At 46.6% G+C, this 22,074-nt stretch carries 19 protein-coding genes; 12 read left to right on the top strand and 7 right to left on the bottom strand.

What is annotated here, in order from left to right:
• Positions 1-52: 52 nt before the first annotated feature.
• Positions 53-1,039, top strand: coding sequence for a sugar-binding transcriptional regulator (locus HQN90_RS19900; protein ID WP_338042355.1), 987 nt, complete (start codon positions 53-55; stop codon positions 1,037-1,039).
• Positions 1,040-1,137: 98 nt separating this feature from the next.
• On the opposite strand, the gene HQN90_RS19905 is transcribed toward HQN90_RS19900, so the two are convergent.
• The 6 genes from HQN90_RS19905 to HQN90_RS19930 form a co-directional block, all read right to left on the bottom strand.
• Positions 1,138-1,911: a Cof-type HAD-IIB family hydrolase gene (locus HQN90_RS19905; protein ID WP_173221859.1), complete on the bottom strand. Its 774-nt coding sequence runs from the start codon at positions 1,909-1,911 to the stop codon at positions 1,138-1,140.
• Positions 1,908-2,981 carry an ABC transporter ATP-binding protein gene (locus HQN90_RS19910; protein ID WP_173221861.1) on the bottom strand — a complete coding sequence of 358 codons (1,074 nt, stop codon included), beginning with the start codon at positions 2,979-2,981 and terminating at the stop codon, positions 1,908-1,910. The genes HQN90_RS19905 and HQN90_RS19910 overlap by 4 nt, the downstream gene beginning before the upstream one ends.
• Entirely contained in the window at positions 2,978-4,720 is a 1,743-nt protein-coding gene (locus tag HQN90_RS19915) for an ABC transporter permease (RefSeq protein WP_173221863.1), read from the bottom strand. The genes HQN90_RS19910 and HQN90_RS19915 overlap by 4 nt, the downstream gene beginning before the upstream one ends.
• A gap of 19 nt (positions 4,721-4,739) precedes the next feature.
• Entirely contained in the window at positions 4,740-5,789 is a 1,050-nt protein-coding gene (locus tag HQN90_RS19920; protein WP_173221865.1) for an ABC transporter substrate-binding protein, read from the bottom strand.
• A gap of 103 nt (positions 5,790-5,892) precedes the next feature.
• Positions 5,893-6,759, bottom strand: a complete 867-nt coding sequence (locus tag HQN90_RS19925) for a Cof-type HAD-IIB family hydrolase (RefSeq protein WP_173221867.1) — start codon at positions 6,757-6,759, stop codon at positions 5,893-5,895.
• A 32-nt stretch (positions 6,760-6,791) separates the two neighbouring features.
• Positions 6,792-7,526, bottom strand: a complete 735-nt coding sequence (locus HQN90_RS19930) for an MBL fold metallo-hydrolase (RefSeq protein WP_173221869.1) — start codon at positions 7,524-7,526, stop codon at positions 6,792-6,794.
• A gap of 280 nt (positions 7,527-7,806) precedes the next feature.
• On the opposite strand from HQN90_RS19930, the gene HQN90_RS19935 reads away from it, so the two are divergent.
• From HQN90_RS19935 to HQN90_RS19965, 7 genes are all read left to right on the top strand, one after another.
• Positions 7,807-8,118, top strand: a complete 312-nt coding sequence (locus HQN90_RS19935; RefSeq protein ID WP_173221871.1) for a MazG-like family protein — start codon at positions 7,807-7,809, stop codon at positions 8,116-8,118.
• Between the two features lie 6 nt (positions 8,119-8,124).
• Positions 8,125-9,039, top strand: a complete 915-nt coding sequence (locus HQN90_RS19940; protein ID WP_173221873.1) for a DUF2232 domain-containing protein — start codon at positions 8,125-8,127, stop codon at positions 9,037-9,039.
• 19 nt (positions 9,040-9,058) lie between these two features.
• On the top strand, positions 9,059-11,020 hold the full coding sequence (locus tag HQN90_RS19945; RefSeq protein WP_173221875.1) for a DHH family phosphoesterase: 1,962 nt from the start codon (positions 9,059-9,061) through the stop codon (positions 11,018-11,020).
• Complete coding sequence (gene rplI, locus HQN90_RS19950; protein WP_079415803.1) at positions 11,017-11,466, top strand: 50S ribosomal protein L9; 450 nt, start codon at positions 11,017-11,019, stop codon at positions 11,464-11,466. Before HQN90_RS19945 ends, rplI begins: the two co-directional genes overlap by 4 nt.
• Before the next feature lie 191 nt (positions 11,467-11,657).
• On the top strand, positions 11,658-13,022 hold the full coding sequence (dnaB, locus tag HQN90_RS19955) for a replicative DNA helicase (protein ID WP_079415801.1): 1,365 nt from the start codon (positions 11,658-11,660) through the stop codon (positions 13,020-13,022).
• Positions 13,023-13,859: 837 nt separating this feature from the next.
• On the top strand, positions 13,860-15,146 hold the full coding sequence (locus HQN90_RS19960; protein ID WP_079415799.1) for an adenylosuccinate synthase: 1,287 nt from the start codon (positions 13,860-13,862) through the stop codon (positions 15,144-15,146).
• 161 nt (positions 15,147-15,307) lie between these two features.
• A complete protein-coding gene (locus HQN90_RS19965) occupies positions 15,308-15,952 on the top strand; it encodes a hypothetical protein (RefSeq protein ID WP_173221877.1) in 645 nt (214 codons plus the stop codon).
• 41 nt (positions 15,953-15,993) lie between these two features.
• Here the strand turns inward: HQN90_RS19965 and HQN90_RS19970 are convergent, their stop codons facing one another.
• Positions 15,994-16,257, bottom strand: a complete 264-nt coding sequence (locus tag HQN90_RS19970) for a hypothetical protein (protein ID WP_173221879.1) — start codon at positions 16,255-16,257, stop codon at positions 15,994-15,996.
• Positions 16,258-16,526: 269 nt separating this feature from the next.
• On the opposite strand from HQN90_RS19970, the gene HQN90_RS19975 reads away from it, so the two are divergent.
• From HQN90_RS19975 to HQN90_RS19990, 4 genes are all read left to right on the top strand, one after another.
• Positions 16,527-18,071: a M23 family metallopeptidase gene (locus HQN90_RS19975; protein WP_173221881.1), complete on the top strand. Its 1,545-nt coding sequence runs from the start codon at positions 16,527-16,529 to the stop codon at positions 18,069-18,071.
• A 150-nt stretch (positions 18,072-18,221) separates the two neighbouring features.
• Complete coding sequence (gene yycF / locus HQN90_RS19980) at positions 18,222-18,941, top strand: response regulator YycF (protein WP_173221883.1); 720 nt, start codon at positions 18,222-18,224, stop codon at positions 18,939-18,941.
• Positions 18,942-18,943: 2 nt separating this feature from the next.
• On the top strand, positions 18,944-20,776 hold the full coding sequence (gene walK, locus HQN90_RS19985; RefSeq protein WP_173221884.1) for a cell wall metabolism sensor histidine kinase WalK: 1,833 nt from the start codon (positions 18,944-18,946) through the stop codon (positions 20,774-20,776).
• On the top strand, positions 20,773-22,062 hold the full coding sequence (locus HQN90_RS19990; RefSeq protein WP_173221886.1) for a YycH family regulatory protein: 1,290 nt from the start codon (positions 20,773-20,775) through the stop codon (positions 22,060-22,062). Before walK ends, HQN90_RS19990 begins: the two co-directional genes overlap by 4 nt.
• The last annotated feature ends 12 nt before the right edge of the window (positions 22,063-22,074 follow it).

Below are 22,074 nucleotides of genomic sequence, written 5' to 3' on the forward strand. Positions count from 1 at the left end.
TTATTAATTTTATATTTACTACAAATGTGTAAGGTAAGAACAAATGTAGGTGGTGAGTTGCCTGTTAAATTCAGAAGAAAGAAAACTGATCGTAAAAATATGTAAACTCTATTATTTTGAGTCATGGACGCAGGAGAAAATTGCGGTCAAATTCGGCATTTCACGACCGGCCGTCTCCAAATTACTGCAAAAGGCAAGGGATGAGTCCATTGTAGAAATCCTCATTCATGATGATAGGTTGGAAACCAGCGATCTGGAGAAAGAAATTGAAACGGCATTTGATCTCAGACAAGTGCTTGTGGTACCTACCCGAGACTTGAATCAGGATCTGATATATAGCACGGTTGGCAAGGCGACGTCACAATTTGTACTGAAATCAATGAAGCAAACGGAACGCATCGGTGTATCTTGGGGCACGACCTTGTTTCATATGGTGAAGGAATTCCCCTTTGAGCAAAAAGAAAATCTCAAGATCATACCCTTAGTCGGCGGGATGGGCAATGACAAGACGGAGATTCACTCTAATCAAATTGCCTACGAATTGTCTAAAAAAATGGGGGTCAAATGTGAATCTCTCTATGCACCCGCGGTGGTGGAGACTGAGCTTCTTAGAGATCAGCTCGTTCAACTTCCTTACATAGCATCCGTTTTAGAGGAAGGCAAGCAAATCGATATGGCTTTAGTCGGAATCGGCAATCCGTTTGCCATGTCTACGATGGAACAGATTGGTTATTTGAGTCAGGATGTGCTGCAGGAATTGAAATCATTGCATGCGGTAGCCGATATTAATTCCCGCTTTATTGACCAAAATGGTGAGCTTTGCAAGCATCCCATTAATGACAAGGTTATTGGTATCGAGCTAGAGCATTTGAAAACCGTGAAAATGGTGATTGGGATTGCAGTCGGTTTACATAAAATCGATAGTATTCTCGCGGCTTTAAAAGGGAAATATGTACATGTGCTCATAACGGATGAACTGACTGCGTCCAGCCTAGTGGCTCGACTAAAAGAGAATCATTTGATCGTATCCTCGAGTTAACAAAAATGGATGTTGAAAAGCCCTATAAGCGTAACATTTTGTGAAAAGATGTTACGCTTATAGGGCTTTTTTGGTTCATCTAACTAATCCTATACTTCTTATAATAAGCCTACAAGCTCCAAGCCATAGGCAATGCCGTCCTGACTAACGTCCTTTGTTACATAGCGTGCTGCTTTTTTTACGAAATCAGGCGAGTTGCCCATCGCCACGCTATGGCCTACATACTGCAGCATCTCCATATCATTGAGATTATCGCCGAATGCATAAACATCCTCCCTGGCAAAGCCGAGAGTGTGAATGAGCCGCTCAATGCCCTGAGCTTTGGAACCGCCAAACGGCAGTACATCCATGGAGACAGGATGCCATCGAACAAAATCGAGCTGCTGAAACCGTTCTTGATAGGCGGCTTCTTCATCAACGGTACAGAAAAGCATGGTTTGATATATTTCCCGATCTTCATAGTAAGTAGGGCCGTACTCCGGATGGGTGTAAAGTAAAGTGCCGATGCTCTCTTCGACGTGAGAATGGTACTGGATGCTGCTTCTCATCCCTTCGTGGTCTAAATATACAAGGGGATTGCCGCTTTCCAGGGCGTAGTCCGATAAAGAACGAATGAGACTTGTAGGAATGGGGTTCTTATAAATTAACTTGTCTTGCAGCATCACATATTGGCCATTGAAACCTACGAAGGAATCGATGCCGAGTTCATCCCGCAGTGGTTTGAGCATAAAAGGGGAGCGGCCGGTTGCAAAGGAAAGCTCATGGCCTGCCTCCTTCAATTTGAGAATGGCTTCTTTGGTTGAAGGAGGCAGCTGCTTATTATGATCCAGCAAGGTTCCGTCGATATCAAAAAAAATCATGCTTCGTTTCACGCAAACACCTCAATATTGTTATAGTTCTGTACAGGTTCATTCAATAAATTGAGGGATACTTTGTCATGCAGTTGAAAATGGAGCGGGGAACTGATTTCCCACTGGCCGTCTTCGGATCGGATATCATAATGGAATTCCTTTCCTTGAAATTGCACATTAACAACCTCACCCTGAATACCTGACTGATGGGGAGGACTCAGTTGAAATTGATCGGGGCGAACTGGATATAAACCAGTCGCTCTAAAGTAGTCAGCTACTTGGCTGCCATGCCACTGGACGGTTCCATCAGAACTTATCGGTGCAAACATGTCGTTGTGCCAGCGGCCACGAACCAAATTGGCTTTGGAAACGAATTTGGCAACAAATTCTGTTTGCGGTCGCAAATAAATGTCTTGGGGTGTACCGATCTGCTCAATTTGTCCGTCCTTCATGACGACGATTCGATCTGCCATGGCCAGAGCCTCGCCCTGATCATGGGTTACGTAAACGACAGCAGTTCCAGTCTGCCTGTGGATGGATTGAATTTCACGACGCATATCCATGCGCAGCATGGCATCCAAACTGCTGAGCGGTTCGTCCATCAACAGCAGGGAAGGTTCAGAAGCAATCGCTCTAGCTAGAGCGACCCGCTGCTTTTGGCCGCCAGACAGCTCATGCGGCATACGTAAAGCGTGTTGTGACAAGCCGACCATCTGAAGTACTTCGGTAATACGATCCTGCTCCCTGCTTTTAATAGAGGCTGGCGTCTCTTTATGATGACGGATCGGAAACCGTACATGCTCAGTGACATTTAGGTGCGGCCACAAGGCGAAGGCCTGAAAGACCATGCCGATTCTTCTTTTTTCCGGAGGAAGACTAAAGCCTGGCTTCGCTACCGTAGTATGATTCATCTGGATTTCTCCAGTTGTAGGCTGTTCAAATCCGGCAAGCATGCGCAGCAGAGTTGTTTTACCGCAGCCGGATGGACCTAGAATGGCCACGAATTCACCTTCGGCGATCGATAAATTTAATAATTTCAGCGCTTGAAAGCTTCCGAATTTTTTACTAACGTTGGCGATTTGAATGCTCATGGCTGCTGAACTCCTTTTTTGGATTGAAACTTTTCAAACAGATGAAGAATGACCATGCCTAGAACGATTAAGATGACAATTAAACTGGATAGCGCCGTTGAATACAGGGTATTACCAGCCTGCTCAAAGCTGAATATCGTAACACCGATCGTCTGAGAGCCGGTCGACCATAGCAGTGCAGATACGGTTAGTTCTGTGAAAGCTGTCAAAAAGACAAGAAATGCTCCGCTTAACAGTCCGGGAAGCAGAAGCGGTAGTAGGATGGATGTCCATTTCCGCCAAAAACCAGCGCCGAAAATATGTGCGGCCTCTTCCATGGAGGCATCGATTTGCATAAAAGCTGTAATACTTGCACGGACCTGCAAAATAAGAAATCGGCAGACATAAGCAATAAATAAAATACGAATGGACCCATAAACACCGGGATTCCAGCCAGGGATCGGTTCCATCCATGCGAATATCATGGACAGGGCAAACACGATTCCAGGCAATGTATAAGGAAGGGCGACAGCTAGCTCGGTCGTTTTGGTTATCCACGAAGGCTTGCGTACTCGAACATAAGCAATCAGGGATCCGAGTACTAAGCAAACGACCAGGGTTGTGGCAGAAAGCATGAAGCTGTTTTTAATGGATTGCCATACTTTCGGATTCTCAAGCAGGATGTAATGATAATTGGCAAACGTCAAATTGACGGATTTAAAAGGAAGTCCATACGCTTTTTTTAAGGAGATCGCAACCATGGAGCTTAACGGCACCACAGTAATCAAAGCGAGAAACGCCCAGATGGTCGTGGTTATCCATGATCTGTGCTTTCCAAGCAAGTGGCGTGGACTGTTATCGATCATAACGGTATCCACCGCTTTGATTTTTTTGACGGAAAGCCATTGCAAGAGCGTACCAATGACGGCGATAATGCCCAGCATAACGGATAAAGCGGCTGCCCTTGCAAAAGCGGAAGGACCAAAACCAATAATTTCCTCATAAATCAACGTGCTTAATACGGATATATTTTTGGGAATGCCAAGGAAGGCTGGAATTCCGAAATTATCTAACGAAGCCAGGAATACGAGCAGTCCACCAGCGGTTAAACCAGGTAAAGACAAGGGTAGGGTGACCAGATAAAAGGTTTTCCATCTTCCGGCGCCGCTTGCTCTTGTTGCCCACTCTAGATCCCGAGGAATTTTTTTGAGCACATCAACGGTCAATAAATAAACAAGCGGGAAATGATGAATACCCATTACGAAGATAATGCCGCCGTAGCTGTACATGCTCCATGGTTTAGCATCAGGATAAAAAAAGTGCAGAAGATTAGCTGCGAATCCTTGCGTGCCCATGAAGGAAGACCAAGATAAGGTTAAGACGTAAGAAGGCAGTATAAAGGAAAGCAAAATAGCCATATGAAGCAGTTTCTTATGTTTAAGATCGGTATAACCCATGAACCAAGCCGATAAGACGCCTAGTATAATGGATAATAGGGAGGAACCAGTAACGATAACAAAGGTGTCTTTGAGCGTTTTCCACAGTCTGTCCTGCTTCAGCATTTCCATATAATGCGTTAGGGTTAGCCCAGCTCCGCTATGCATGCTTAAATAGATTAATTTAGCAATGGGTATGATAAAGAACACAACAAGCAAGATGACGGTTAACAGAATAGCAGCTCTTTTCATAAAAAAGGGGAGGAGTGCGGGTTTGATCCCGACTTCCTCCCTCGCAATCTGAATCTTCTTTGAATCGATCATTGTTTATGTGCTCCGCTTCTTATTGTCCGAATAACTGAGTAAACTGTTTCTTGTCTGCGTCACGAGCTTCTGTCAGTTTGGTTATGTCAGAGGAGATTACTTTGAATTCGGAGATGCTTTTTAGACCTTTTGGAGCCGGAACACCTTCGCGAATGGGGGTGTAGCCGATATCGGAAGCTAATTTTTGGCCATCTTCGGATAATACGAAGTCGACAAAAGCTTGCGCTGCTTTTTCATTTGCTGCATTTTTCATGATGCCGATAGGCTCTGTAATAACCGGAACGCCCTCTGTAGGATAGATCAAATCAACCGAAGAACCTTTGGCTTTCTCACGCGCTACCAGATAGTCAACGACCATGCTGTACGATTTTTCTCCAGCGGCTACAGCATTAAGCACAACACCGTTTCCTTTGACAACGGAAATATTGTTCGCTTTTAAGCCTTTGAAATAGTCCCAACCGAATCCGTCTGTGCGAGTCAATACGCCTAAATTATAAGCAGCAGCACCGGAGTAGATCGGGCTTGGCATGATAGCCGCATCTTTGCTCTCCGCAGAGGAAAGTACTTTCCAAGAGGTTGGGATTGCTTTTACTTTTTGTGTATTAATCGCAAGAACGGTTGCCATCACTTTCGTTCCCGCATACATGCCCTCTGGATCAACCAGATCTTTTGGAATTTTTGCTAATTCCGGTGATTTATAAGAGGCTAGCAGATTTTGTTTCTTTAAACCTTCAAAGGTGACGGAATCAGCGAGTAAAAGCACATCGGCTTGCACTTTGCCGGCTTGACTCTCGGCCTGGATTTTCGCAGTTACTTCTTCAGTTCCAGAACGGAAGTTTTCTACTTTCACATCGGGATATTTCTTATTGAATGCGGTGATTAGCTTCGTCACATCATCTTCTGGTTGGGAGGTATAGAACGTCAGCTTCCCTGAAACTTGCGCTGCTGTTGCTGACGGAGTCGCTTGAGCTCCTTGAGAAGGGGATGGTTGAGCCGTTTTTGCACCGCAGCCACTTACTACGAGTAGTACTGCCAAACTAGCTATGATAGATCCTTTTTTCATCAACATGGTTCTCTCCCTAAATATCTTTTATTTTTAGTATATAAAGCATTTGTCAGAAGGCTGTTAACTGTGGATTCCTAGTTTGTAAACATGGCAAGAAAGAATTCTGTTACACCGATAGATTTTGAAAGTATCGCCCAATCGCGTCGGCAACGCCATCGTCTTGGTTGCTTGCCGTTACTGCGTTGGCGGCTTTCTTGGCCTCATCGCTGCCATTATCCATGGCGATACCTAGTCCTGCCCATTGGAGCATGTCCACATCATTGTCATAATCGCCCATAGCAGCAACCTGGTCGGACGAAATGCCTAACGAGCGGCATACGACCTCTAAGGCTGCTTGTTTGCTGACACCTGCTGCGTTGACATCAAAGCGTCTTTTTCCAGTTCTAGTCAAAGTGAACTCCTGCCAGGATTGAAGCTCATAATACAGCTCGTCCAGTAAATGACTATCTTCGTTAATGAAGGTAGCTTTATAAAGCAGTTCCGATGTAGTCTTCGCAAATGTGACCAAAGAGCCTACTGGTTTCACCTGAATGCTGCTCGCCTGATCCTTATAATTCTCATAGGTATGGGCTTTGCTGGGGTCCATGACAACATTGGCTAAAGGCCACGCCGCATTCATTGCATTGACTTGTTCGACAAATAGCTCCTGATAGCCGTAAAAATGTACGTATGAGCCTGTTCGTTCTCCTAATGCTGCAATGCGCTGAGCGGCAGCAGACGGAATTGGATAACCGTGTATTTTCGCTCCGGTACTGGCATCCAAGATAACGGCTCCATTAAAAGCGACAAGCGGAGCATTCATACCTACGTGTTTGCCGTGCAGCCAAACCGAAGCGGGAAAGCGCCCCGAAGCAATGGTTACGTTCACCCCCTTTCCTATAAGGGCTTGCAGGGATTGATAAACCCTAGGTGTTATGATCTTGTTAGGATTCAGCAGTGTGCCGTCCATGTCTAGCGCTAATAATCTATACATGATTTTGCTCCATTCAATTTGGGATTGCGAGTTTAGACCGTGTACATATCCGCTGTGGTAGGAAGGAAGACAGGGCCGCCAAACACTTCACTTGCCGTTTGTTTCATTAATTCAAGATTGCCGTCTCCTGGCAAATGCACCAGAATTAATTTCTTAACGTTTGCTTTTTCGGCGATCGTTGCCGCTTGGCTTGCGTCCATATGTCCGTCACCAGTTGTATGATGGCTGCCCTCGCAGATGGTCGCTTCACACAAGAAGATATCCGCATCTTTGGCGATTTCTATTAACGAATCGCAATACGAGGTATCACCGGAATAAACCAATACTTTGCCTTGATAAGTAATTTTCACAGCGTAACAGGATATCGTATGCTGTACGGGAACAAATTCAATTTCCGCTCCAGCTAATTGAATCTTTAGTAGGGGATTAATCAGGGTGATATCGGTATGCGGACCATACAGTTTGCTAAGCGTATCAGCCGGTTCGTCAGGCACGAATAACTTTAGCTTGTGGTTCATCCGTTTGTTTCTTATGGCTCCCACAGCAGCGTACTGTAAAATCCCGACATCGGCCATATGATCATGATGCAAATGGGATAAAATAACGCCGGACAAGCGCTCTACGGACGTATGAAAGGTCAGTTGGCTCATTACGCCACTTCCACAATCCAGCAAAATTTGTCCTTCGTCCGTTGTTACTAAGTAGCCTGCTGTTGCGCCACCGGCAGAAGGATATCCACCCCAGAATCCCAAGATATTTACCTGCATGTTGTCACCTCAATGTTGTTCGTATTTGTAAGTTTTTACATTTGTTCTTACTCTGTACATTTGTCATAAATATAAATTTAAAGTACATGAGGGTCAAGTTAAGATACTGTAAATGGCTCATTCAAATGAATCCGATTTGGCATGAATAGAACGATGTGAAGAGACGTGCGGGAATCTCCAATAATTCAGGATCCACACCGTTCGTAGAGGTTTTCTTTTCTTGTGCGTATTTGTGGTATAATTGACTCCATAGTCTTTGTTGGATGGGGAGAGATGACGGTTGCTGAGTAGGGAAAAGGATGTTGACCTAGCCAGACGGGCCAAAGTCATTGAGTGGCTCAAGACAGAAGTCGTAGATCATGTAGCACATCTACTCAAAGGCATATGGGAAGGCAGCCAAGTGAAAATTGTCGATGGATTAGCCAGCTTAATCTCAAGCGGTTATATTTTGGGAAGAAGACTTGGTATATCTTATCGCAGTTTGGACGAAGCCATTATAGATAAAATGAAGAAGCACCGCCAAGAGGGCCATCAACTTGAGGATTGGTACGGCGACATTTCATCGCTCGAAGAACATTTACGTAAGAGGTGAGCCCGGTTGGGGAATCGAAATTGGCAAAGCATTATCTGGAGCGCAGTGACCATTGTTTCATTGCTATCTTTAATGACGCCTTTTATTATTTTCACATTTAGTTTTCTTATCATTCCTGTATTAATGCTATACGTTAAATCAAGCACCAAGCGTTTCGTGATCAGTTATGTGGTGAGCTTGCTTGTCGTTTATTTATTAACCCAATGGCATGGGATTTCGTTGATATCGGTTTCTCTGTTCTTCTTGCCGCCGGTTCTGGTTATGGGTAATTTATATAAACGCAAAGCAGCCGCAAGGTCCGTGTTGACGGCAGGAATCATTACGTTTCTGGCGGAATCGTTGATCACTCTTCTGATCGGGTATTCACTTGGGTTCGATCCGGTTGCGAAGTTCAAAAACTTCATGATAGACAGCATTGCGAGCATGCCTGCAGGGATTCAAGAGGTGCTGCCGAAGGATCAAAACTGGTATGTGAATTTCATTGTCCAAGTGATTCCGTTGTACTTGATTTTCGTTGCCCTGTTCTATACGTTTGTAACTCACGGTATCAGCCGTTGGCTGCTTAATAAAACAGGGGAAGGTATTCCCGGACTGCGCCCTATGCGGGAGTGGATGCTGCAGAAATCGCTCGTTTGGCTCTATTTGATTGTGTTTGTTTTGGATTTATTCACGAACCCCAATTCAAACTCCTTCATTCCCACGCTGCTGATGAATGCGATGCCGCTGCTTATGCTCGCTTTTACCATCCAAGCGATTTGCTTTCTGTTCTTCGTTGCTCATGCGAACAAGTGGAAGCCTATTTTACCGATTGCAGCGATAATCTTGGTATGTTTTATGCCTCCTCTTTTTATCGTATACAGCTTATTAGGGGTATTTGATGTTGCGTTTCCAATCCGTGAACGGTTTAAGAAAAATTTATAGGATTAGGAGCTAGTTTCGAATGCCGAAGTTCCTTTTAAAGCGATGGCACGGTCAACATATCGTGTGGATTTTCGTTTTGCTCATTGTGATGACAGCGACAATCTATATGTTCAAATGGTGGTTGGGTCTTACAGCCTTCATGGTCTGCGGGGTTATGGCATATTTTACGCTGCAAGCAGAGACGGCTTTTCGTAGAGAGCTGAACACTTATGTCGGGACAATTACACATCGGGTGAAAAAAGCCGGCAATGAAGTGATGAGCGGCCTCCCCATCGGAATTATTTTATATAATGAAGAGAAGCGCATTGAATGGCATAACCCTTTTGTCGCGAAAATGTTGGAGAAGGATTCGGTCATCGGTGAGCCCTTGTACGATTATTTACCTGATCTGAAAAGCAAAAAGGACAAAACCGATAAGCTCGAGATATCGATCGGAAAGTTTATTTATCAAGTATGGATTAAGCCCGAAGAGCGGCTGCTTTATTTCCGTGAAATTACGGAACAAGCGATTTTGGCCAAGAAGTATGAAGATGAAAAAACGGTTATCGGTATCGTGATGATGGATAACTTAGAGGAATCGACGCAAGGACTGGATGATCAGACGCGCAGTATCATGCTGGCGAAGGTGACCGGTGAGATTACGGAATGGGCTCAAAAGCACCAAATTTATTTGCGCCGAACCTCATCAGATCGGTTCCTCATCCTGCTGGACCAGAAAGCTCTGCGCTTACTAGAGCAAACACGATTCGAGATCCTGGATGATGTCCGGGATCTGACCATTGAGAACAAGCTGCCGATGACGTTAAGTATCGGGATCGCCTCAGGGACTGAACAGCTTATGGAGCTTGGCCAAATGGCTCAAATGGGTCTGGATATGTCCTTGGGCCGCGGCGGCGATCAGGTTACCGTCAAGGCTGGACAGCGACTGTCTTTTTATGGCGGCAGAACGAATGCGGTCGAGAAGCGAACGCGGGTAAGGGCAAGAGTGATCTCCCATGCGTTACGTGATTTGATGAAAGATAGTGACAAGGTGATCATCATGGGTCACCGGTTTCCGGATATGGACTGTATTGGGGCTTCTATCGGTGTTTTGAAGGCGGTACAGGTAATTGGCAAAGAAGGTTACATCGTACTGGAGGGCGTTAATCCGTCGATTCAAAAGGTGATGGAAACGATCGCCGCGGACGAAAGGCTGCATCGTTGGTTCATCACACCGGAACAAGCGATGCAGATTACGACTCAGCGCTCTTTGGCAGTTGTCGTAGATACGCATAAGGCATCTATGGTAGCCGAGCCTAAGCTGCTGCAGCAGACCCATAGGGTCGTGGTGGTCGATCACCATCGTCGCAGTGAGGAGTTTATCCATGATGCTACACTCGTCTATATGGAGCCTTACGCGTCGTCTACATGCGAACTCGTGACGGAGCTGCTCCAATACATCAATGAGAAGCTTGCATTGGAAGTGTTGGAGGCCACGACGCTGCTTGCCGGCATTGTGGTAGATACGAAGAGCTTCAGCCTCCGTACCGGAGCCAGAACCTTCGAAGCCGCCTCTTATTTACGTCGAAATGGGGCTGATTCCGCGCTTATTCAGCGTCTGCTCAAGGAAGATCTCGATTCTTATATCGAGCGAGCCGAAGTGATTAAGCACACGGAAACGATTCACGAACATATCGCACTCGCCGTTGCGTCGTCAAACCATAAATATTCTCAGTTGATGATTGCGCAAGTTGCTGATACATTGTTGAATATGACGAATATTATGGCTTCCTTTGTCATCGCGGAGCGACATGACGGTTTGATTGGCATTAGCGCTCGATCTTTGGGGCAGATGAATGTCCAAGTGGTTATGGAGCGACTGGGTGGCGGCGGGCATTTGACGAATGCGGCTACTCAGCTGGATGGCACTTTAGAGGAAGCAACGAGCCGATTGAAGAAAGTATTAGAGGATATTCAGGAAGAGGAGGGACTTTTCGAATGAAAGTAATTTTATTGAAAGACGTGAAAGGCCAAGGTAAAAAAGGTGAAGTGAAAGAAGTATCTGAGGGCTACGCTCAGAATTTCCTGATTGCTCAGGGGCTTGCTGCTCCAGCGACAACAGGCACTGTGAAGGTGCTCGATAACCAGAAGAAAGCTGAACAACGCCGCAAGGATCAAGAGAAAGCAGACGCGCAGGCACTAGGTGAGAAGCTGGGAGAAATGACCGTTCAAATCAAGGCCAAAGCAGGTGAAGGCGGACGATTGTTCGGAGCGATTCCAAGTAAGCAAATTGCTGAGGTTCTGGAAAAACAATATAAAATTGTGATCGATAAACGTAAAATTGTTTTGGAAGATCCTATTCGCACACTTGGTGTGACCAAAGTTCCTGTGAAGCTTCATAGTGATGTTACAGCTAGCTTGAATGTACAAGTGACGGAAGAGAAGTAACACAATCAGATTAAAGTCATAGTCATAAAAGAAATGAACTGAATAGAAGTCCCTAGCAGCTCTTATTTGTGAGTCTATCACTTATTTGGCAGGTTCCTGTCCCAATAAGAGTCTCTGGGGGCTTCTATTTTATTAAAATGATCCGAAAATATGAAACAACTAACTACGAAAAGAAAGGCGGGTATAACAGCATGAGCGGAGATAATATGTTTATGGATCGTGTACCCCCTCAAAATATAGAAGCCGAGCAAGCGGTGCTCGGTGCTATTTTGATTAATGGCGATGCGTTGATTACGGCTATGGAGCGGATATCCAGCGATGATTTCTATCGGGGGACGCATCAGCGGATCTTCGAAGCGATTGTTGAGCTTGCGGAAGATCAGGAGCCTGTCGATCTGATAACACTAACATCGCTGCTTCAGAACAAGCAGCAGCTCGAAGAGATCGGCGGCGTAACGTATTTGTCGGAGCTGGCCAATGCAGTGCCGACAGCAGCCAACATCGATTACTATGCGGCGATCGTCGAGGAGAAATCGATGCTTCGCCGCTTGATTCGCACAGCGACACAGATCGTCTCCAACGGCTATGCCAATGAAGACGATGTAGGTTCCATGCTGAGCGAGGCTGAATCGAAGATCCTCGAGATTTCGCAGCGCCGCAGCTCAAGCGGCTTCGTGGTCATTCGCGACGTGCTCATGGAAGTCTTCGAGAAGGTTGAACAGCTCTACTCGAATAAGGGCGGCTCAACGGGGATCCCTTCGGGGTTCATTGACCTCGATAAGATGACGTCCGGCTTCCAGCGTTCTGACCTTGTCATCTTGGCGGCGCGTCCTTCCGTAGGGAAAACCGCGTTCGCGCTGAATGTGGCGCAGAACGTTGGCGTCCGAGCGAAGGAAACCGTCGCCATCTTCTCCCTCGAGATGGGCGCGGCGCAGCTCGTACAGCGTATGATTTGCGCCGAGGCGAATGTCGATGCCAACCGCATGCGGACAGGTTACCTCGAGGGCGACGACTGGGAGAAGCTGACGATGGCGATCGGCGCTTTGTCTGAGGCCAACATCTACATCGACGATTCACCGTCAATTACGGTCGCGGACATTCGCGCCAAATGCCGTCGTCTGCAGCAGGAGAAGGGGCTCGGCATGATCCTCATCGACTACTTGCAGCTGATTGCCGGCCGCGGCAAAGGCGACAACCGTCAGCAGGAGGTCTCTGAGATCTCCCGTACGCTGAAGCAAATTGCGCGTGAGCTCAACGTACCGGTCATTGCGCTCTCGCAGCTGAGCCGGGGTGTTGAGCAGCGGCAGGACAAACGCCCGATGATGTCTGACCTTCGGGAATCGGGCTCCATCGAGCAAGATGCCGATATCGTCGCGTTCCTTTACCGTGACGATTACTACGATAAAGAATCCGAGAAGAAGAACATTATCGAAATTATCATTGCTAAGCAGCGGAACGGTCCGGTAGGCACCGTGGAGTTGGCTTTCTTGAAGCAATTCAATAAATTCGTGAACATGGATCGAAGTCATCAAGAAGCAGCAGCCGGTCAGTATTGACGGCTGTTTTTTTTTGACCGCGAAGGTGCGGATTCTCCTCGAGTGGAAGCTGAGAGGCTGAAAAACAGCCTTAAGGTGGGTGGAAAGCTGGGACTGACTTCCGTAAGGCTGAAAAACAGCCCTAAAGTGAGCGGATAGCTGGAAATGAACTCCGTAAGGCTGAAAAACAGCCTTACAGGAGGAGAAAAGAGCAGATTCTCCTCGAGTGGAAGCTGAGAGGCCGAAATTCAGCCTTAAGGTGGGTGGAAAGCTGGAAATGCCCTCCGTAAGGCTGAAAAACGGCCTTACAGGAGGAGAAAAGAGCAGATTCTCTGTAATTGGTCGCTGAGAGGCCGAAAAACAGCCCTAAAGAACAAGCAGGTTAGAAGCAGCCAAAGCGCGGAGTTAACGCGATTCCTCCTCAAGTTTTCACGTTTTGCTTGCAGATCCGAAGGTGGAATGTAATAGTGTGTGCAATTTCCGAACGATTATACAAGCACATGTGGAATTGTTCGTTTTTCATTGACTTTGCTATGGGGGACTGCTACACTAGAGACGGTGAAAAAAACCTTGTCGAATGCCTGTATGATGATGCAGGGCTAGTTCGAAGTTAGGTCGTTTTTCATGCCGAAAGGTAGGTCCACTTCCTGCAGATCACTGCCGAAGAGACCTGGTGTTCCTTCGGTGAGTAAGCCTGTGACCCGCGCGAGCGGTGTGTAAAGGGATTTGCATCGCCAGAGGGAAGTATGATGGACGCTGAATGCTTTAGCGCTTTAATGAGGTCCAACTTTTCTCTGTGGAATTACAGCCATCAAGGCTCATTATGGGTGACTCGTCACCGTACGGAGGTAAGTGCATATGTCAACGGTTGTTGTTGTCGGTACGCAATGGGGAGATGAAGGAAAAGGGAAAATCACGGATTTCTTAGCGGAATCTGCTGAGGTTGTTGCTCGTTACCAAGGTGGTAACAATGCAGGCCATACGATTATTATTAGCGGCAAGAAATATAAGCTAACAATGATTCCTTCCGGTATTTTTTACAAAGATAAAGCGTGTGTAATTGGGAATGGGATGGTTATCAACCCAGCTGCACTTATTGAAGAAATTAATTACATTCATGATAATGGTTTTACAACGACGAATCTGAACATCAGTGACCGCGCGCATGTCATTATGCCGTATCATTTGCTGCTGGATGGTTTGGAAGAGGACCGCAAAGGTGATAGCAAAATTGGCACGACCCGCAAAGGGATCGGACCTTGTTATATGGATAAAGCAGCTCGCAACGGCATTCGTATTGCGGATTTGATGGATGCGGAAGAGTTTGAATTGAAGCTTAGACGCATTGTGGCTGAGAAAAATGTATTGATCGAGCAAGTGTACGGTTCCACAGGTCTTGATGTAGAGCCTATCCTCAAAGAATACTTGGCATTCGCTGAGGTCCTTCGTCCTTATGTGAAGGATACGTCCGTTATTCTTAATGAATATATCGATCAAGGCCGCAGAGTGCTTTTCGAAGGCGCACAAGGCGTTATGTTGGACATCGACCAAGGTACATACCCGTATGTAACTTCCTCGAACCCAACGGCTGGCGGCGTTTGTATCGGTTCCGGCGTAGGCCCAACGAAGATTCACAACATCATCGGTGTAGCCAAAGCTTACACAACACGTGTTGGCGACGGACCTTTCCCTACGGAGCTGGACAATGAGATCGGTGCTTGGATTCGTGAAAAAGGTTTTGAGTACGGCACAGTAACAGGACGTCCGCGCCGCGTAGGCTGGTTCGACAGTGTTGTTGTTCGTCACGCAAGACGTGTTAGTGGGATCACAGGTCTTTCCTTGAACTCCATCGACGTGTTAACAGGCCTTGAAACTGTCAAAATTTGCACAGGCTACATGTACCGCGGTGAATTGATCGAGCACTACCCAGCTAGTTTGAAAGCTATCTCCGAGTGCGAAGCCGTGTACGAAGAGCTTCCAGGTTGGACAGAAGACGTATCTGAAGCGCGTACGCTGAGCGATCTACCAGAGAACGCAAGACATTACGTAGAGCGCGTATCCCAGCTTACAGGCATTCCGATTGCGATCTTCTCGGTAGGCCGTAATCGTGAGCAAACAAACTTGGTTCGTCCTATCTACGCATAAAATAAATAGGGAAGCGAGTCATTTCGCTTTATAAACAAAAATCCTCTAGGCTGTTGCGCAGCTTAGAGGATTTCTTTTTTGTCCAAAGGGATTTAATGGAGATGATTTCGTCAATACTGGGAAGGGGGAACATGATTATGCGCCAGGAGTGATATGAAGAAATGAAATTATTAACGTGGTTGAGCAAAATTGTCATTAGCACCGTCCTTATTACATCAATTTCGATGTTTACGACATGGTATGTTGTGAATATGTACGTGGAGGATATATTTCGACAATATCAGATCCCAGCTTTGGGTAAAAAGATTCAATTTAGTGAATTTGCTGCAAGATTGGGGGGCGAGCTGAATATAGTTATGCGTAGAGACGGAGGGAAGCAAGCTGCTCCAGTCGAAACACCTTCGAACGCGAAGCCTGCTCCTAGTCCCAGCCCGTCTGGAAGTCAGCCTACAGCTGATTCCAAAAGTAATCCGAATAAGGAAGTTGGCGCCTTGCCTTCCCCAGCGAAGGATGATGCTCTGCCTGTGATGGGACGGGTACAAAGCGAGAGCCATGAACAGAAGAAAGATATCGTCATGTCGACCGAGGATTTTGCCAAAAAGAAGGAGGCCTTAACCAGCGAAGATAAGATGAAATTATTCTCGCTTGTTGTTGCCAAGCTGCCGCAAAGTGAAGTTCAGCATCTATCCGTTATGCTCGAGGATGGGATTACCACGGATGAGATGGACCAAATCAACGAAACGCTTAAAAAGTATTTAAATGAGAACGAGCTGAAGCAGTTGAACGATATTCTGGGCAAGTATTAAACCAGCTAGAGCTCGAGAGGCATCCGAATAGTCGATTAAAGCTAATGGAGCTGTCCGCCGTATTTGATAATCGTATCCTCTGCTTGGCGATAGCGGGATTTCTCAACACTGACCCTAAGGGAGTAGATGGGTTCAGCCGCGTCATGATCCATGGATTGAACGTAGCTGTCCGTAGAGTAAGGAGTGTTGGATTCGTTCTCGGTTGTAAATCGAATATCGAGCACACCTTGCGATCGAAGAATTTCGGCCGTTTTTTCCATATTAAATCTGTCGAAAAATCTCGCTTCTAGATTGATTTCCATCATCTATAACCCCTTTCTAATTTTCAAGCAAATTCGTCAAATTTAGCAGCAGCAGCAAAAATCAATTGGCAATGCGGACAAAAAAGTGACTCTTTAGCGTCTTCTTTTGGTGGTTGACACGAATCTATCACATGGATATCGAGGATTTTGTTGAAATAGGCAGAGAAAGTGTGTTAAATTTAACAAAAGGAAGACATCCTTTATGGATATTATGTCTAATCAAGGTTTATTTATGTATCTGTGGATGCAAAACCGTTCAAAGGGAGAAGATCATGACAGGTTTCAGGGGTATGCGCTTTGTGAAGGATCTCATCAAGAGATTCACACCTCAGCGAGAAAGCTTGACCGGAAATGAATCAGTATCAGACAAGCAGCTGGAAGAAACAACGACAACAACGACGCTAACGGTAATGAAACGACATAAATGGTCTCTAGTACTGGGAGTCAGCGCAATCGCTCTCACAGGGGTAATTACATTTACCGGACATCAATATGTGGAAGCAGGCATGAATAACGTTTATCATGTTATGCTGGATGGCAAAGAAATAGGTATTGTAAGTGATAATAAAATTATTGATGACTATAAGCAGCAAAGACCACAAGAAGTTCAGAACGATTTTCCAGAAGTACACGTTGTTCTCAAAACAGATGGGATCACCTACAGCCCTGAAAGGGCTTACAATGCTAAGTCGGATGATGCATCTGTTCTGGCGTCTCTTAATCAACTGCTGATACCTCAACCGGTCGGGGTAGCGTTGAAGATAGACGGGAAGACGGTTGCCATTTTGAAGGATCAACAGACCGTTAATCAGGTTCTGGATCAGGTAAGCGCTCCTTTCGCGCCCAAAGGCAAGGAAACCGCTAAGGTTGCTGCGCTATCGGCGAGTATGGGCGATGATATTGCAACTGCACCTTCGGAGCTTGAGAAGGTTGAGTTTGTTCAGCAGGTGGATCAGGTCGATGTAAATATTGATCCGAAGGAATTGGCTAAACCCGAAGACGTCGTCAAGAAACTCCAAACGGGTGATGTTCAGCCAGCCAAATACACGGTAGTTGAAGGCGACTGCGTTTCTTGTATTGCTAAGAAATTAGGGATTACGAAGCAATTTATTTATGATAAAAATCCTGGGCTTCAGGATGATAAGCTCAAAATCGGCAATCAGCTCGATGTCACGGTGTTGAAGCCGCCGCTTTCCGTTAAAACGACAGAACGCATTGTGAAGAATCAAGAGATTCAATACGATACGGAGTATGTGAAAGATGATTCGCAACGCGTCGGGGTCGTAGAACCGATTTCGCCAGGCAAGAACGGGCTGAAGAAGGTTACGATTCAAGTGACGAAGGTCGATGGTTTAATGACCGAAGAAAAGCTCGTGGATGAAGAGATCATCGACAAACCGGTCACAGCCAAAGTGAAAAAGGGAACCAAAGTCGTCAAAGGCGAAGGCACTGGCAAGTTCGCATGGCCTGTCGTTTCTCCTAGCATTTCGAGTACGTTTGGCGTACGCTGGGGCAAGCTCCACAAAGGGATTGATATCACCGGGAACAAGAGCATCATGGCTGCTGATAACGGCAAAGTGATCGAAACGGGCTACAAATCCGATTACGGCAATTATGTTATTATTAATCATTTGAATGGCTACGAGACGTTATATGGTCATATGAGCAAGGTTACAACTACCGAAGGCACCATCGTTGAGAAGGGTGACAAAATCGGTATTATGGGAAGCACGGGCGATTCCACAGGCGTCCATTTACATTTGGAAATTCATAAGAACGGCAATTTGGAGAACCCACTTAAGTATCTAAATCGCTAAGTTTACATAGAGGCAAGGTCAAACCGGACAACTCGGGAGGCCTTGTCTCTTTTTATTTGAATATATGATAAAATATAGGGAAGTATGCACGCTCGTCCCATGGGACAGCGAAAGCAAAGAGGTTTGATCCTTGAGTAGGCGGTGGTAGGTTTGTTTGGCAAAATTCTTGTGGTGGATGACGAACAACCGATTGCAGATATTTTGAAGTTTAATTTGGAAAAAGAGGGCTATCAGGTGATCTGTGCCTATGATGGCGGAAGCGCGGTAGAGCTGGCCTTCTCGGAGCGGCCGGATCTGATTCTGCTGGATCTCATGCTGCCTGTGAAGGATGGCATGGATGTGTGCCGAGAGGTCCGCTCAAAGCTGAATACACCTATCATTATGCTGACAGCTAAAGATACAGAACTGGATAAGGTGCTTGGACTGGAGATGGGCGCAGACGACTATGTGACCAAGCCATTCGGGACACGAGAGCTGCTCGCTCGCGTGAAGGCGCATTTGCGCAGACAGACCAAAGCGCAGTCGGCTCCGAGCGAGTCGGACACGCAGCGCAATGGCATGCGGATTCATGCGCTTTTCATCGATAACGACATGTACATGGTGTATAAGGATGGCACGCCCCTCGATTTGACCCATCGGGAGTTCGAGTTGATTCAATATTTGGCCAAAAATTCGGGCAAAGTCATGACGCGTGAACACCTGCTGCAAGCGGTGTGGGGCTTTGAATATTTCGGCGACGTACGAACCGTCGATGTGACGATCCGGCGGCTGCGCGAGAAGCTGGAGACGGACCCGAGCCGTCCGGAATACATTATGACGCGCCGGGGGCTTGGCTATTTGATGCGCAGTCCTAAGGCCGGAGGCTTCTAAGCATGAAGGGCATCCGCTTTTTTCAATCGATTCAAGCGAAGCTGATTATTATCTATGTCCTGCTCATCCTAATTGCGATGCAGCTAATTGGCGTCTATTTCTATAAGACGGTGGAGACGTATTTCAAGAATGACTTTTTGGCTTCGCGCAACAGTCAGGTGACGCTGCTCGCCGGTTTCGTGGGTTCCTACCTGACTGGCGACCAAGACAGCAAGAATGCGGCCGAAGGCAAGAAGACGTACGCGGATTTGAACGAATTCGTCAGCAATTTATTTTCAATTAATAATGCAGAAATTCAAATTATCGATGCGAACGGGAATGTTATCAGCACGTCGGTTCCGAATCATTTGAAGCAGAAAAACACACAGCCGGAGGTCATCCGGGCGTTGCAAGGCATTAAGGATAACCAGCGGATCTTCACGGACGAAGACGGTTATCGGAAGGTTATCATTGCGAAGCCTGTAGGCAGCGGTGTGCGTGTTTTGGGAGCCGTTTACATCATCGCTTCGATGGAAGATGTCTATAAGACGATCCGCTCGATTAACCGGATTCTCATCTCTGGTACGTTGATTGCTCTGGGACTTACGGCAATTCTGGGGGTGCTGCTCACCAGCACCATTACGAATCCGATCAAAGAAATTACCAAGCAAGCAACGGCTGTTGCTGAGGGGAAATTTGATCAGCAGCTCATTATTCAAGGGACCGATGAAATTGGACAGCTGGGCCATACTTTCAATTTCATGATGAATCGGCTCAAAGAAGCGCTCACCTTGAATGAAGAGGAGAAGGAGAAGCTGGCTTCGATCTTGACGAATATGAACGACGGCATTATTGCGACGGATGATCGCGGTCAAATCATCGTGCTGAATCGCAGGGCGAAGCAAATTCTGCAAACGGAAGAAGCGATGACGCTCGGCTTGGATATTTCGGAGGTGCTGGGCATTCCGATGGAGGCTATTCGGGGTTTCATTCAGGGACAAGTGAACACGACGCTCCTCGATATTGAACTGCCGGATGAGGACGATCAGCTGTCCGTGCGAATTATTTTTACACCGATTCATCGTCGTGGCGAAGGACAGAATGGGATTATTGCGGTGCTTCAGGATGTCACGGATCAGGAGAAGCTGGAGCAAGCCAGACGCGAATTCGTGGCGAACGTGTCGCATGAGCTGCGCACGCCGCTGACGACGATCAAGAGCTATCTGGAGGCGCTGGACGACGGCGCGATCGAAGAGCCGCAGCTCGCCTCGCGCTTCATCAGTGTGACACGCAGCGAGACAGAGCGGATGATCCGCTTGGTGACGGATCTGCTGCATCTGTCACGGCTTGATTCGAAGCAATCGATGATGAGCAAATCCACGACATTGGTGAGTGAGATGCTGGAAGAGGTTGCGGACCGGTTTTCTTTTCAGCTGCAGCAGCGCAAGATTAACATCGTTATCCAAGTGGAGCCCGGCGTAACCAGCTTAAGGCTGGATCGGGATAAAATTGATCAAGTACTCGATAATTTGGTATCCAATGCGATCAAATATACCGGTGATGAAGGAGCTATTCGCCTAGAAGCGAAGAAGCTCGAGAAAGATACGCTGGAGATTACGGTTCAGGATAATGGCATCGGTATTCCGAAGAAGGATCTGTCTCGGATTTTTGACCGGTTTTATCGCGTAGATAAAGCACGTTCCCGCAATATGGGCGGTACAGGGCTAGGATTGTCTATTGCCCGGGAAATAGTAAAAGCGCACGGCGGCTCCATCAATTTGGAATCCGAATTGGGTCATGGAACGCGTGTTGTATTCACGCTGCCGATTCAGCAAGAAGAGGAGGATGAGCTATGATTGAGAGTTTGAAATCGATCTTTCTTGTTGTCCTTATCGGGTCCAGCTTGTATCAAAGCTTCTTGCTAGCTTCCTACAATCCACCGAAGATTGAACCGATTCAGCAAAGCAATTATATTCAAACCGAGACGCTGGGCAAGCAGGCGGAGCTGCAGGATATGCTTTTTCCTGATCAGATCATTGTACATATGGGGAATCAGCAGCACTCTGTTTTATACCCGAGCAACTATTACTACACCAGATTGTTAGACAATATCAAACAGCGGAGCTTCAAGGGCTTTCGCAAAACTTCCATGTACCTGGTCAATGTCAATTGGGAAGAGATTCGCTCGAAGCAGCAGGGAGTGGAAATTCGTTTCCATGACGGCATTCCTTTCACTGTTCTTCAGCAGCTGCTTCGAATTGAAGGCGAGCTTCCGCCTGATAATGACAAGGTGACACGTATTTGGATTTACTCCAAAGGCACGAATGAAGATGTGCGGGCTTTCTTTTTCACGGACTCCCCGGGGGTTGGCTATGAAGTGATTGGGGCCGATTTTACGAGTAAAGACGTGGAGAATTTCGCTGCTTTCGGAGATGTAACGAATTTATACAAAACAACAAATGGTGGAGATTACTACCTTCCGCTTAAACCCTTGCGCCTGCCGAGTTATGTATTTACGTACAGCTTGCTGACGGCGGACCAGCTCAAACAAAGCTTTTTCGTTGATCCGGGGATAACCCGTTATCTCAAAGAGCGCGATGGTTCTGAGATATATACAGACAGCAAGCGAGGTTTCCAGCTCAATCGAGATCTCAAGTGGATTACGTATTCCGATCCTGTGGCACCTGTGGAAAGCAAGAGCGAAATTTTGGAGAATTTGCTGGCAGGCGTCAAATTTATTAATCAGCATATTGGTTGGGATGGCAAATATTTGGTCGCGCATACGCCGGAAAAACAGTTATTCAACAATCAAACATTTGTATTCCGACAATATTATGAATCCTTGCCGATTCTGACCGCACAGCTGGAAGGCTTCGGAACGATGAAGATGCAGGTGCAAAAAGGGATTATTTCCGGCTTCGAACGGTCGATGGTCGTACCTGATCTCAAGTCTGCTCAGCGGCGGGATGCCGAGTTGATATCCGGAGATGCCTTGGAAGAAAGACTGCAATATTATCAGCGCCGCACGAGTATTGTAGCGATTTTCCCGGCGTACCGTCCTGTTATTTCGGATAAGACGCTTACGCTCACTCCCTCATGGGCACTGGAGCTGCGAGACGGCACTTACGATTTTATTGAATAAATTATATATGGA

Source organism: Paenibacillus alba (genome assembly GCF_013204855.1).
GTDB lineage: Bacteria > Bacillota > Bacilli > Paenibacillales > NBRC-103111 > Paenibacillus_E > Paenibacillus_E alba.